The sequence below is a fragment of the Micromonospora sp. NPDC047793 genome (assembly GCF_040642635.1).
GTDB lineage: Bacteria > Actinomycetota > Actinomycetes > Mycobacteriales > Micromonosporaceae > Micromonospora.
The window spans coordinates 103,141-116,806 of the sequence record NZ_JBEYSG010000014.1 but is presented as its reverse complement, the minus strand read 5'-3'; the positions used below and the strand labels follow the sequence as shown (position 1 = coordinate 116,806).

The 13,666-nt window shown below is 72.7% G+C and carries 11 protein-coding genes; 6 read left to right on the top strand and 5 right to left on the bottom strand.

The genetic code is table 11. The features are described 5' to 3' along the window. Positions 1–12: 12 nt before the first annotated feature. From mtrB to raiA, 4 genes are all read left to right on the top strand, one after another. The gene (mtrB, locus tag ABZ738_RS24190; RefSeq protein ID WP_131055352.1) at positions 13–1,788 is read left to right on the top strand and encodes an MtrAB system histidine kinase MtrB; all 1,776 of its coding nucleotides are present in this window, start codon (positions 13–15) and stop codon (positions 1,786–1,788) included. Continuing rightward, a complete protein-coding gene (locus ABZ738_RS24185) occupies positions 1,785–3,581 on the top strand; it encodes an LpqB family beta-propeller domain-containing protein (RefSeq protein WP_357216637.1) in 1,797 nt (598 codons plus the stop codon). Before mtrB ends, ABZ738_RS24185 begins: the two co-directional genes overlap by 4 nt. A 10-nt stretch (positions 3,582–3,591) precedes the next feature. Further along, positions 3,592–4,290 carry a ComF family protein gene (locus ABZ738_RS24180; protein ID WP_357216633.1) on the top strand — a complete coding sequence of 233 codons (699 nt, stop codon included), beginning with the start codon at positions 3,592–3,594 and terminating at the stop codon, positions 4,288–4,290. 250 nt (positions 4,291–4,540) lie between these two features. Then, positions 4,541–5,170, top strand: a complete 630-nt coding sequence (gene raiA / locus ABZ738_RS24175; RefSeq protein ID WP_131057878.1) for a ribosome-associated translation inhibitor RaiA — start codon at positions 4,541–4,543, stop codon at positions 5,168–5,170. Between the two features lie 91 nt (positions 5,171–5,261). Here the strand turns inward: raiA and ABZ738_RS24170 are convergent, their stop codons facing one another. Next, complete coding sequence (locus ABZ738_RS24170; RefSeq protein ID WP_357216630.1) at positions 5,262–6,371, bottom strand: GNAT family N-acetyltransferase; 1,110 nt, start codon at positions 6,369–6,371, stop codon at positions 5,262–5,264. After that, the gene (locus ABZ738_RS24165; RefSeq protein WP_357216627.1) at positions 6,368–7,516 is read right to left on the bottom strand and encodes a GNAT family N-acetyltransferase; all 1,149 of its coding nucleotides are present in this window, start codon (positions 7,514–7,516) and stop codon (positions 6,368–6,370) included. The genes ABZ738_RS24170 and ABZ738_RS24165 overlap by 4 nt, the downstream gene beginning before the upstream one ends. A gap of 170 nt (positions 7,517–7,686) precedes the next feature. On the opposite strand from ABZ738_RS24165, the gene secA reads away from it, so the two are divergent. After that, positions 7,687–10,605, top strand: a complete 2,919-nt coding sequence (secA, locus tag ABZ738_RS24160) for a preprotein translocase subunit SecA (protein WP_131056918.1) — start codon at positions 7,687–7,689, stop codon at positions 10,603–10,605. A 137-nt stretch (positions 10,606–10,742) separates the two neighbouring features. Here the strand turns inward: secA and ABZ738_RS24155 are convergent, their stop codons facing one another. Both ABZ738_RS24155 and ABZ738_RS24150 read right to left on the bottom strand, forming a co-directional pair. Further along, on the bottom strand, positions 10,743–11,405 hold the full coding sequence (locus tag ABZ738_RS24155) for an Rv3235 family protein (RefSeq protein ID WP_357216623.1): 663 nt from the start codon (positions 11,403–11,405) through the stop codon (positions 10,743–10,745). 135 nt (positions 11,406–11,540) lie between these two features. Continuing rightward, a complete protein-coding gene (locus ABZ738_RS24150; RefSeq protein ID WP_131057891.1) occupies positions 11,541–11,768 on the bottom strand; it encodes a helix-turn-helix domain-containing protein in 228 nt (75 codons plus the stop codon). Positions 11,769–11,970: 202 nt separating this feature from the next. On the opposite strand from ABZ738_RS24150, the gene ABZ738_RS24145 reads away from it, so the two are divergent. Next, on the top strand, positions 11,971–12,489 hold the full coding sequence (locus ABZ738_RS24145; protein WP_176092735.1) for a hypothetical protein: 519 nt from the start codon (positions 11,971–11,973) through the stop codon (positions 12,487–12,489). Position 12,490: 1 nt separating this feature from the next. Here the strand turns inward: ABZ738_RS24145 and ABZ738_RS24140 are convergent, their stop codons facing one another. Beyond that, complete coding sequence (locus ABZ738_RS24140; protein WP_357216618.1) at positions 12,491–13,537, bottom strand: hypothetical protein; 1,047 nt, start codon at positions 13,535–13,537, stop codon at positions 12,491–12,493. Between the last annotated feature and the right edge of the window lie 129 nt (positions 13,538–13,666).

The following is a 13,666-nucleotide window of genomic DNA, read 5'->3' as shown; positions in this document are numbered from 1 at the left end:
CCTGGTCGCACTGTGACCAACTCCCCGCTACCGGATCTTGACACGACGTCCCACCGGCGAGGTGCCGCGTGGGAGTTGTGGCGTGGGCTCAGCGGCCGGGCGGCCCGGCTCGTCGCCGGGCTGCACCAGACCTGGCGGCGCTCGTTGCAGGTCCGGGTGGTGACCATCACCCTGGTGGTCTCCAGCCTGCTGGTGGGCGGGTTCGCGTTCCTCATCGCCGACAAGATCACCAACATCCTGCTGGACAACGCCAAGACCGACGTCCAGCTCCGGCTGACGAACGGCGCCGAGTACGCGGCCAAGCAGTTCAGTCTCTACGGTCAGCCGCAGGAGGCCCAGCTCCAGGAGACCATCGACGGCACGGTCAACTACCTGGCCGGCGGTGACCCCCAGCAGAACAGCGGCGTCGTGGTGGCCCTCACCGCGGACAGCTACCCCGGGGTGATCGAGCCCCGCACGTCGCCGTCGGTGAACGTCCGGCCGCTGATCAGCCCCGAGCTGCGGGCCGCGGTCACCGATGGCAACGTGGCCAACCAGATCGTCACCGGGCGGCTCACCAGCGACGACAACACGAAGTACCTGGTCTACGGCACGCCGGTGCCGACCCAGTTCGGCCAGGTGGAGCTCTACTACTTCGTGCCGCTGACGGTGCAGGACGTGACGTCCGGTCAGGCCCGGGCCACCGTGGTCGCCACCGGGGTCGCCCTGGTGCTGCTGCTCGGCGTGCTCGCCGCGCTGGTGACCCGGCTCGTGGTGCTGCCGGTGCGGGTCGCCGCCCGGACCGCCCAGCGGCTCTCCGCCGGCCTGCTCGACCAGCGGATGGCGGTCAACGGCGAGGACGACCTGGCCCTGCTCGCCGCCTCGTTCAACCAGATGGCCACCAACCTGCAACGACAGATCCTGCGGCTGGAGGAGATGTCCCGGCTGCAACGCCGGTTCACCTCGGACGTCTCGCACGAGCTGCGGACGCCGCTGACCACGGTCCGGATGGCCGCCGACCTGATCTTCGCCGAGCGCGACGAGTTCGACCCGGCGGTGGCCCGCAGCGCCGAGCTGCTCCAGGCCGAGCTGGACCGGTTCGAGGAGCTGCTGACCGACCTGCTGGAGATCAGCCGGTTCGACGCCGGTTTCGCGGTGCTCGACTCCGAGCCGACCGACCTGGTGCCGGTGGTGCACCGGGTGGTGGACCGGCTCTCCGGGCTGGCCGAGCGGGTCGGGGTGACGATCGAGTTGGACGTGCCGTCCGCCCCGGTGATCGCCGAGATCGACCCGCGCCGGGTCGAGCGGGTGCTGCGCAACCTGGTCGGCAACGCCGTGGAGCACGGTGAGGGCCGGCCGGTGCGGATCACGCTGGGGATGGACGAGACCGCCGTGGCGCTCACCGTCCGGGACCACGGCGTCGGGCTCAAGCCCGGCGAGGAGAAGCTGGTGTTCAACCGGTTCTGGCGGGCCGACCCGTCGCGGGCCCGGCAGACCGGTGGCACCGGGCTGGGGCTGTCGATCAGCCTGGAGGACGCCCGGCTGCACGGCGGCTGGCTGGAGGCGTGGGGCGCACCCGGGCAGGGTGCCCAGTTCCGGCTCACCCTGCCGGCGCGGGCCGGTGACCGGCTGACCACCTCGCCGCTGCGCCTGGTGCCGGCCGACGCGACGCTGCCGTTCGGCGGTGCCCCCGCCGGAAGCCTGCTGGCCATCGGCCCGGGGCCGGCCGGTGGGCTCACCGTCACACCGGCGGCCGGTGGCGGTGCCACCCCGACCGTGCCCGAGCAGCGCGCGGAGGTGGGGTCGTGAGGCGTCGGGTCAGCGGTGCCGTGTTCGGCGTCGTCCTGGCGCTGGCCCTCACCGCGGGTTGCGGCATCCCGGATCACTCCGAGGTGCAGGTCGAGCAGCGTGGGCCGGCGGCCGAGGCGAGCTGGTCGCTGGGACGGGGCAGCGAGCCGCCGACCCGGACGGCCAGCGGGAGCGACGCCGAGGCGTTCGTCCGCAACTTCCTGGCCGCCGCCGCAGGCGAGCCGGACCGGGCGTACGAGCGGGTCAAGCAATTCATCGCGGCGGCCGACAAGCCCAGCCTGCAGGAGCGGCAGGGCAGCGAGGTGGCCCTGTCGGTGGTCCGCCTGACCGACGATCCGGTGATCGAGCCGGACGTCGACAGCATGAAGGTCACCATCACCGTCCAGCAGGTCGGCCTGCTGCGGGCCAACGGCATGCTGGTGCCGCCGTTGGCCACCGAGTCGACCTACGAGTTCCGGCTGATCAGCGCCGGTCCGGCAGGCCAGGACGACGCCGGCTTCTATGTCAGCGACCCGCCCAACGTGCTGCTGCTCAGCGACGAGGCCCTGCGCCGCTACTACCAGGCCCAGTCCATCTACTTCTGGAACTCCGACCGCACCCGGCTCGTGCCCGACCAGCGGTACCTCTCCTCGGTGGTGCCCGCCGAACGCCGGGTCAGCGAGGTGGTCCGCTGGTTGACCGCAGGGCCTTCGGAGTGGCTGCGGGCCGGCGCCTCCGGCCTGCCCGACCGCACCGAGATGATCAACAATGCCACCGGCGCGGACGGCCGGTGGGAGGTCAACCTCGACATGCCCGGTGCCGACGAGGGGCGTCTGGAACAGCTCGCCACCCAACTGGCCTGGTCCCTGCCGGAGCTGGACGGCACCGTCGAGATCAAGATCCTGAACCAGTCCCGCAAGGTCGTCGACCTGGGCGGACAGCGATCGTCGAACCCGCTCTACACACTCGACGGCACCGCCCGGTACTGCGTCTACGACGGAGCGATCCACGGGCTGGCCGTCACCAGCGAGTCGAACCGGCCGGTCCCGGTGGCCGCCGAGTCGAACCGCGACATCGTCTCCGCCGGGCTGCGGCGGGCCGGCCCCGACGTGCTGGCCGCCCTGGTGGTGACCGGCGCGGACGGCCGACAGCGACTCAGCGTCGGGCGGGGCCGGGACGTGGTGGAGAACTTCGTGACCGAACCGGCCCGTGGCCACACCGCGATCAGCCGTCCGGTGTGGCTCCGCAGCGACCACGGCCGCCCGTACGGGCTGGTGGTCGCCGACAACCGGCTCTACCGCTTCGACGACCAGGCGGCACTGCGGCCGGTGCAACTGGGCCTGCCGGGTCAGGTCGGCGGGGTCGCGGCGGCGCTGGACGGGCACCGGGTCGCCCTGATCGTCGACGGTGCGCTGCACGTGGCGGCGATCAGCTGGGAGGGCGGCGTGCCCACGGTCGGCCCGACGCGGCGACTGGTCACCTCGTTGACCCGGCCGACGGCGGTCGACTGGGGCGCGGAGAACCGGCTGCTGGTGGCCGGCTCGGCGGGTCGACCGGCGATCTACGACGTCAGCGTGGACGGCGCCCTGGAGACCCCGCTGCGGGAGGACGCCGGAGCCGAGGTGAGCCACGTGGCCGCGTACCCGACGATGCCGCTCTCCCCGTACGCGGGCTCGTTCATGTACGAGGCCAACGGCGTCGCGTACCGCAGCAACCCGTTCGAGCGGATCGTGCGGGACCAGGTCCAGGACGTCACCCCGCCGCCCGCCGGGGTGCGCCCGGGCAACCCCACCGCGCCCTTCTTCCTCTACTAGGGTCTCACCCGTGCTGGCCGGGCTCTGGGCGGACCTGACCGATCTGGTGCTGCCCGCCGACTGCGCCGGATGTCGGGAACGCCGGTCGGGACTGCGGCACGGCGTGTGTCCCGACTGCGTCGCCACGCTCGGCGCGCTGCGTCCCGGGCCGGTGCGGCCGGTCCCCGCCCCACCCGGACTGCCGCCCTGTCACGCCCTGGGCCCGTACGGCGGGCCGCTGCGGGAAACCCTGCTGGCGTACAAGGACCACGGCCGCCACGGCCTGGCCCGCCCGCTCGGCGCCCTGCTCGCCGAGGTCGTGGCCGCAGCGGTCGGCCCGGTCCGCCCGGTGCTGCTGGTGCCGGTGCCGGACACCCCGGCGGCGGCCCGGGCCCGGTACGGCGACCACCTCGGCCGGTTGACCCGCCACTGTGCCCACCGGCTCCGCGCGGCGGGCTGGCCGGTGCGGGTCGGTCGGGCGCTGCGCGCCATGCCGCGTCCGGACTCGGTCACGCTGGACAGCGCCGGTCGGGCCGAGGCCGCGGCGGCGGCGTTCCGGATGCGCCCCGGCCTCGGGGCGGTGCCGGACGGGACGCGGGTGGTGCTGCTCGACGACATCGTCACCACCGGGGCCACCCTGGCGGCGATCAGCCGGGTGCTGACCGCGCACGGATGGTCGCCCTCGGTGGCGACAGTGCTCGCGGCGACCGCGCGAAGGCGCCAACCGTAACCGATTGTGTTTCCGTTTCACCCCTTCGTGTATGAGCTGTGGAAATCACCCGGTGGTCTTGGCGACGGGGGGTGACGGCCGGGCGAACAGGAGTTAGCGTTTGCCTGTCGGGGGTAGGAAGGCGATTCCACCCACCCCCGGCGGTGAGAGGAGGCGTAGCCGTATTGACCGGTCGACGCCGACTGGGGTCGTCCCCGCCACGCGCGACCGGGTTTCTCGGATCGAAGACCATCCGATCGAGGGAGGTCACGTGGACATCGTGGTCAAGGGCCGTAACGTCGAAGTGCCGGATCACTACCGGGTACATGTCGCAGACAAACTCGCGAAGATCGAACGCTACGACCACAAACTTATTCGTGTCGATGTGGAGCTGTTCCACGAGCGCAATCCGCGCCAGGCCGATCACTGCCAGCGGGTGGAGATCACCTGCTACTCCCGGGGCCCGGTAATCCGGGCGGAGGCCTGCACCGACGACTTCTACAGTGCGCTCGACGCGGCCATCGCCAAGCTCGACGCCCGGCTGCGTCGTGCGGCCGACCGGCGTCGCGTACACCGTGGGCGGCACACACCGATCTCGGTCGCCGCCGCCACCGCCGGCCTGCCGGTGACCGACCTGCCCGCGCTCGCCGCGCCTGCGGAGTCCGGCACCGCCACCGCCGTGGCCGAGCGGCCGGAGGAGGAACACGAGGCGGAACAGCCCTGGCACATCGCCCGGGAGAAGGTCCACCCCGCCGAGCCGATGACCGTCGACGACGCCCTCTTCCAGATGGAACTGGTCGGCCACGACTTCTACCTGTTCCAGGACAAGGAGTCCGGCCGGCCGAGTGTGGTCTACCGACGGCACGCCTACGACTACGGCATCATCTCGCTGGACATCTGAGCGGCCCGCCGCCGCCCCCGGATCGGGAGCGCCCGATCCGGGGGCGGCGCGGCAGGTCCGGGGGGGCGGCGCGACCGGCCCTCCCGAGCGGTCAGTCCGCCGGGTCGGTGCGGAGCAGCCCGTACACCGTGGAGTCGGCCCGGGTGCCCTCCGAGGCGGGCAGCCGCCCGCGCAGCAGACCCTCGCGCCGGAAGCCGGCCTTCTGCAGGACCCGCTGTGAGGCGAGGTTCTCCGGAAGCGTGCCCGCCCAGAGCCGGGCCAGCCCGACGCGGTCGAACCCCCACCGGGTGAGCAGCCGGACGGCCCGGGTGGCGTACCCGCGCCCGTACCACTCCGGCAGCAGGCTGTAACCGATCATGGCCTGGCTCGCGGGTGCCTCGTGGATCAGCGAGCAGCCGCCGACGAACGCGTCGCTGGCGGCGTCCCGCAGGACCACGGCGGCGGACCGGCCGACCAGCCACTGACTCTGTGCCCCGGCGCACCGGCGGTCGACGTCGTCCCGCGTGGGCCGCTCGGGCGGCACCATGCTGGCCACTACCTCCGGCGCGGAGTGCAGACGGTACATGTCGTCCGCGTCGTCGGGACCGAGCGGGCGCAGCACGACCACCCCGTCGGTGAGCCGGCCGTCGGGCAGGTCCGGCAGCGGACGCGGGGACGGTCCGGGCGGGTCGTCGGCGAGGCGTACCCAGACGGTCAGGTCCCGGCGGCCACCGCCGCGCACCGGACCGCCGCTGCGGCGTACCCCCTCGGGTTGGAATCCGGCGGCCAGCGCGACCCGCTGGCTGGCCGTGTTCTCGACGTGGGTGACCAGCTCCAGCCGGGCGGTTCCGGTGGCGAAGGCCCGTTGCGCCAGGGCCCGGGTGGCGGCGGTGGCGACACCCCGGCCGCGCGCCCACGGCGCCACCCAGTAGCCGATCTCGGCCTGGGCGCGCTGCGGCACCGCATGACTCAGCCCGACCGTGCCGAGCAGCCGGTCGTCGCCGGGGTCCGCGACGGCGTACGCGGCGCCTCCGGCGGCGAAGGCGGCCGGGGCGCCCTCGGCCACCCACCAGCGGCCGTCGGCCTCGGTGTACGGACGGGGCAGCCCGTCGAGGTAGCGCTGGACCAGCGGGTCGGCGCACCCCGCGACGATGTCGGGGACGTCGTCCGGTCGGAACGGGCGCAGTCGGACGTCCGCCGTCTCGATGCTTGCCGGCGTCATGCCAGGTCCTCCGCGATCAGGCCGCCGACCCAGGCGTCGACCCGAGTGCCGCGATGGGCGAGGGCCCGTCGGGCGGTGCCCTCGACGGCGAAACCGACCTTCTCGGCGACCCGTCGCGAGGCGACGTTGCCGACGGTGGCCCGCCACTCCACGCGGGCCAGGCCGAGCACGGCGAAGCCCCAGGTGCAGAGCGCGGCCAGCGCCGCGGTCTGGTGACCCCGGCCACGGGCGTGCGGCGCGGTCATGAAGCCGACGTCGGCCAGCAGCGGATCGGTGGGGGAGAGCCGCAGGTCGATCGTGCCGACGTAGCGGTCCTGCCGGTCGGCGATCGCGTAGCCGGCGGCGGTGCCCCCGGCCCACGCCTGGCGGCAGTACTCCAGGAACGACTCGGCGTCCCGCCGCCGGTAGTCCGTCGGGAGACTGGTCCAGCGCCGGGTCTCCGGATCGCGGCAGGTGGCCTCGATCGCGTCGAGGTCGTCCTCCTCCATGGCCCGCAGCCGCAGCTCGTGGTCGCCGCTGGTGGCGAAGAGGACGGGCGGTGGCCGCCCGAAGACCGCCGCCCGTCGGGCCGGCAGGGTGCCCGGCCCGGCCGGACCCACCTCACCCGGCGCCGGGATCTCGTCGGGCGAGAGCGAGCCGATCCAGCCCTCCGGTCGGCCCCCGGGTGCCGGATCGGCCAGCCGCAGCCGACCGTCGATGCGGAAACCGGCCCGTAGCGCGACCAACCGGGAGGCGTGGTTGCCCAGTTCCGCCTGCCAGATCAGGCGGCGCAGGGGCACCGCGTCGAAGGCCCAGCGGGCCACCGCCCGGGTGGCGCGTACCGCCACGCCGTGTCGGCGGGCCCAGGGGGCGGTCCAGTAGCCGACCTCGCCCGTACCACGGTCGATCGAGACGAGACCGCAGGAGCCGAGCAGTGTGCCGGTGATGGCGTCGCAGACCGCGAAGGGTGCTCCGGTGCCGGCCGTCCAGGCCGCCGGGGCGATCTCGGCGACGAACCGCTGGGCGTCCACCGGTCGGTACGGGCGGGGTACGGTGGTCCAGCGCTGAATGTCCGGATCCTGGCAGGCGCGGTGGACGTCGGCGGCGTCCTCGGGTTGCCACGGGCGCAGCAGTACTCCGTCCTCGGCGATCTCCACGGGCTCCATCCGAGACATCGTGCCGGATCGTTCGCCCACGGCGTAACCGGATGACCGAGGGTCGGGCGGTCCGTCGGTGCGTTATGTCGGTTTCACGGCGGCCGACCACCGCCACCAGTGACCATCGGCCCGTGGGAACGCCTACGATGGTTCGAGACTGTCTAGGGGAGCGTTGATCCGTGTCGATTCTGGAAAAGGTCCTCCGCGCGGGCGAGGGGCGCATGGTGCGTCGCCTCAAGGCGATCGCCGCCGCCGTCAACTCGATCGAGGACGACTACGTCAACCTCACCGACGAAGAGCTGAGCGGCATGACCGAGCAGTTCAGGGAGCGCCTCGCGGAGGGGCAGACCCTGGACGACCTGCTGCCCGAGGCCTTCGCGGTCTGCCGGGAGGCGGCGGCGCGCGTGCTCGGCCAGCGGCCGTACGACGTGCAGGTGATGGGTGGTGCCGCGCTGCACTTCGGCAACATCGCCGAGATGAAGACCGGTGAGGGCAAGACCCTGACCTCGGTGATGCCGGTCTATCTCAACGCGCTGTCCGGCGAGGGCGTGCACGTGGTCACGGTGAACGACTACCTGGCCCAGCGTGACGCCGCCTGGATGGGCCGGGTGCACGAGTTCCTCGGCCTCAGCGTCGGCGTGGTGCTGCCGAACCGTCCGGCCGCCGAGCACCGTGCGGCCTACGAGTGCGACATCACCTACGGCACGAACAACGAGTTCGGCTTCGACTACCTGCGCGACAACATGGCGTGGTCGAGGGACGAGCTGGTCCAGCGCGGCCACAACTTCGCCGTGGTCGACGAGGTCGACTCGATCCTCATCGACGAGGCCCGGACCCCGCTGATCATCTCCGGCCCGGCCGAGCACTCCGCCCGCTGGTACGGCGAGTTCGCCGCCGTGGTGGCCCGCCTGCAGGCCGGCAAGGACGGCGAGGGCGACTACGAGGTCGACTTCTCCAAGCGCACCATCGCGGTCACCGAGCGCGGTGTGGCCAAGGTCGAAGACCGGCTCGGCATCGACAACCTCTACGAGTCGGTGAACACCCCGCTGGTCGGCTACCTGAACAACGCCATCAAGGCCAAGGAGCTCTACAAGCGCGACAAGGACTACATCGTCAGCGACGGCGAGGTCCTGATCGTCGACGAGTTCACCGGCCGCATCCTGCACGGTCGTCGTTACAACGAGGGCATGCACCAGGCGATCGAGGCCAAGGAGGGGGTGGAGATCAAGCAGGAGAACCAGACCCTGGCCACCATCACCCTCCAGAACTACTTCCGCCTCTACGACAAGCTCTCCGGCATGACCGGTACGGCCCAGACCGAGGCGGGCGAGTTCAACAAGGTCTACAAGGTCGGCGTGGTGACCATCCCGACGCACCGGCCGATGGTCCGGGACGACCGCGCGGACGTCATCTACAAGACCGAGCAGGCCAAGTTCAACGCGGTCATCGAGGACATCGCGGAGCGGCACCAGGCCGGTCAGCCGGTGCTGGTCGGCACCGTCTCGGTGGAGAACTCCGAGATCCTGTCCCAGCTGCTGCGCCGCCGGGGCATCCCGCACTCGGTGCTGAACGCGAAGTTCCACGCCCGCGAGGCGGAGATCGTCGCCCAGGCCGGTCGCAAGGGCGCGGTCACGGTCGCCACCAACATGGCCGGTCGAGGCACCGACATCCTGCTCGGCGGCAACCCCGAGTTCCTCGCCGCGAGCGAGCTGCGTCAGCGCGGCCTCGACCCGCAGGAGAACGCCGAGGAGTACGACAAGGCGCTCGAAGAGGTCATGCCGAAGTGGAAGCAGGCCTGTGACGCCGAGGCCGAGGAGGTCGCCACGGCCGGCGGGCTCTACGTGCTCGGCACCGAGCGACACGAGTCCCGGCGGATCGACAACCAGTTGCGTGGTCGCTCCGGCCGGCAGGGCGACCCGGGTGAGTCGCGGTTCTACCTGTCCCTCCAGGACGACCTGATGAAGCGGTTCCGCTCCGGTGCGGTCGAGGCGGTGATGGAGCGCTTCAACATCCCGGAGGACGTGCCCATCGAGTCGAAGATGGTCACCCGCCAGATCAAGGGCGCGCAGGCGCAGATCGAGGGCCAGAACGCCGAGATCCGTAAGAACGTCCTCAAGTACGACGAGGTCATGAACAAGCAGCGCCAGGTGATCTACGCCGAGCGGCTGCGCGTGCTCAACGGTGAGGACCTCTCCGACCAGGTCCGCAACATGATCAACAACGTGGTCGAGGAGTACGTGCGGGGGGCCACCTCCGACGGGTACGCCGAGGACTGGGACCTGGAGCAGCTCTGGACCAACCTCAAGCAGCTCTACCCGGTCGGCATCACCATCGAGGACGTCGAGGAGGAGGCCGGCGGCTCGCGCGCCAGCATCGACGCCGACTTCCTGGTCGCGCAGTTCAAGGACGACGCGAACGCCGCCTACGACCGGCGTGAGGAGCAGCTCGGCGCCGAGGGCACCCGGCAGCTCGAACGGATGGTGCTGCTCCAGGTCATCGACCGCAAGTGGCGTGAGCACCTCTACGAGATGGACTACCTCCAGGAGGGCATCTCGCTGCGCGCCTACGCCCAGCGCGACCCGGTGGTGGAGTACCAGCGCGAGGGCTTCGCGATGTTCACCACCATGATGGAAGGCATCAAGGAGGAGACGGTCGGCTTCCTCTACAACCTGGACGTCCAGGTCAACGAGCCGGAGCCGGAGGCCGAGGAGGTCCAGCTGCTGGACAAGCCGGTGGAGGTGCGGGCCAAGGGCCTGGGTCGGGCACCGCAGCAGCAGGGCCTGCAGTATTCCGCGCCGACCATCGACGGGGAAGCCGGGTCCGGTGCGGTCGCCGTGCAACGCGACGACCAGCGTGCCCCCGCCCTCGGCATCGGTGGCTCGGAACCGGCGGCACCGGGTCGGACGGCTCCCTCGGCACCACAGCGCGTGTCCACCGGTCGGGGCGCGGGCGTGGCCGGCAGCACGGCCCGCCAGTCGGCGCCCACCGGGCAGGTGAGTGCCAGCAACGGGCCGTCCCGTAACGCGCCGTGCCCCTGCGGCTCGGGTCGCAAGTACAAGCGCTGCCACGGCGCCCCCGGTGGCGGCTCGGCGGACTGACGCCGCACCCGGCGGGCCTACCGGCCCCGCCGCGACGGGTTCTCGACGGAGCCGTGGTCCTGGTGACCACGGCTCCGTCGCGTCCGCGCCGGGGACCCTGCGCGCCGGGGACGGCCTCGGGCGGCCCCGGGGGGCGCTCAGAGGACGCGGAGGTCGGTGCAGAGCCAGGTGCCGCGTCGGTGTTCCAGGCGGAGCGCCATCGCCCAGGTGCGGCCGGCGGCCCCGGTGAGCACCACGGCGACCTCGATGGCGGCCGGACGCGGCTCGCAGACACGCAGTCGACGCAGCCGGAGACCGGGGCGGGTGGACCGGCGGCGGGCCGTGGCCGGGGCGCCTCGGGCGGCGGCCCTGGCCAACTCGGGCAGCAGGTGGGCGGTGCGGGCCGGGTCGAGGTGGCGCCGCAACTGCACCGGCGGCCGGAAGCCGTTGAACACCTCCAGGCAGGTCGCCACGAAACGGTGCGCCACCCGGGTGGCCGCCGGAGTGGCCGTGACCAGGGCGTCGGGCGGCAGTCGTCGGGACCGGTCAGCCCCCGGCCCGGACGGTGCCGGGCGGGTGTGCGGCCCGGCTTCGTCGAACAGGGGAATCGCGCCGAGGACCGGACGTCGGGTGGGCGGCCGGTCGGGCTCGCGCCGGACGGGCCACGGCCCGGCCCCGGCGAAGAGGTCGAGGGCGAGCTGGCCGTGCACCGGGACGGGCCAGCCGGTGGCGTCCTCGTCCAGGAACGGCGGGTCGAACGCGGGGGCGGGTCGCAGCCGCACGGGAGGGCGGGGCGGCCCGGGTCGCCGGAGGTCGGTCATCGCACTGCGCCTCGCCTAGGGATGTCAGCGGTGGATGTCAACGGTCGTTGGTTGCGTTTGCCTTCGTTTGCCTTCGACAGCTTCCATCTTCAGCCATGGATCAGGACCGGTCAATGGCGTGGCGGGATCGGGTGGCTACTCCGGGTCGCGATCGGCGAGCGGATTGCCCCGGACCCACTCGGCGGTCTCCGCGTACTTGTGCTGGATGTACTCCTCCAGCCGGGCACGCTCCACCCGCCACTGGCCCCGACCGCCGATCTTGATCGCGGGTAGCTCGCCGCTGCGTACCATGTGGTAGACCTGCGAGTCCGACACGTTCAGCTCGGTGGCCACGTCGGACAGGAGCAGGAACCTCGGCTCCACGGAGACTCCCCGGGTTGGCGTCGTTTGCCTCAGTTTGCCATTGTCTACCTGGTCCAGCCCAGCCACTGCGCCGCGCGTCGGCCGACGACCCGGACACGCCCGACCGGCGCGGAACTTCCACCAGAGCGGGTACGGGTGTATGACGGTCTGGGCGTACGGCGAGACCGGCGGAGGCCGGTTCACGAGAGCGGGGAGACCACCGGTGACCGACGAGCTAGTGCGGGTCTACGTGCCGGCGACCGTACCGATGCTGGCCAGGCTCTCCGAGGACGGCCTCGGGGCGGCGCAGGCGCATGCGGTGACGCCGATGTTGCGCGAGTGGTACGCCGAGGGCGACGAGGAGGAGTTGGAGTACGTCGCCTTCACCCGGGCCGCCCAGGACGCCCTGCAACTGATCCGGCACGACCCCGCCGCTCCGCGTCGCCGGGTCGTGGTCTCGGTGGATCTGCCCGCGCGGGCGGTCGGGCGGGGCGACGGCGAGCTCGGGTCGAGCGTGGTCGAGTTGGGCGGCGCGGTGCCGGCCGCCGCGGTGGCGGCCATCCACGTGGACGGCGCGGACGCCGCCACGGACGTGGCCGCCGCCGCGCAGGTGGTGGCGGAGGCGTTGGCCGGCGACCCGGACGCGCAGTTCACCGTCGACAGCGCCGAGGACCACGAACTTGAGTGGTACGACCCGAGCGAGTTGGAAGTGCTCTTGCGCGCGGCCTCCGAGAAGAGCTGAGTCAGCGGGGATCTCGGCGACCGGCGGTGCTCGCACCATCGGCGGCGGTGGCCTCGGTGCCGCTCTCCGGCTCGTCGTCGGGGGCCGGGCCGAGCGTGCGGCCGAACGCGACCAGCGCGGTCAGCGCGCCGACGAACAGCAGCCAGATGCCGTTGTCCACCCGGGAGGTGCCCAGCGAGGTCTGCGCCACCGCGTCCGCCTCGCTGAGCGCGGCGGCCAGGTCGATCAGCGAGCGGCCGCCGATGCGGATGATCACCTCGGCGAGCAGTAGCAGAAGCCCCGGACCGGCCCCGGCGACGAGGTACGCCGGCCAGCGCGGCCCGGTGACCGCCCGGTCGAGCCGAGTGGCCCGCCGCCGGGCCCAGGCGAGATAGCCGAAGGCCAGGGCGCCGGCGATCAGCCCGGCGAGCAGCGATTCCGTACGGGACACCCAGGCGGCGGCGTCGATCAGCGACTGCTGGCTGTCGCCCGCGCCGAAGAGGTTGAACAGCGGGTCCCGGGCCGGGCTGAAGGCCACCACGAACAGCAGCGTGCCCAGCGTGGCGGAGGCCACCGCGCCGACGACGGCACCGTTGCGCGCACCCGCCAGCGCGCCGCCGATGACCGCTGCGGCGGCCGTGGTGCTCGCGATCGTGCGGGTGGTGCTGTTGCCGACGTAGGTCAGGTCGATCACGAGAGCGGCGGCGAGCCCGACCAGCAGGCCGGCGCCGACCGCCACCGCGAACCGCAGGGTCGCCCGGTCCCGGTGGCGGGTCACCGGCTCGCCGGCCGCCAGCCCGACCGCGGCACCGGCGACCAGGGCGGCCGAGATCACCCCGGGCAGCGCGAACGCCGACAGGCTGACCGCGGTGACCCCGGCGGTGGCCGAACTGATCGCCTCCCGGGTGGACCAGAGCATCGCGGCCAGCCAGCCCATCGCCAGCAGCGCCAGCACCGGGGCACCCGGAGCGCGCAGCGGCCGTCCGGCGGGAGTGCCGGTGGCCGCCGGGTCGCCGGTCTCGGCCCGATCGGGCTGCGCAGCGGTCGAACCGCCGGGCTGGTCGCTCATCGTCTTCCCTTCACCGCCGGGCCCGACGACCTGGCCCGGGTACGTCACCGGCAACCCAGCGTACGCGTCCCGCCCGATGACCGGCCCGAAGCCCGAGCGCCGCCCACGCCGCCTGTCTATCTTCGGCCG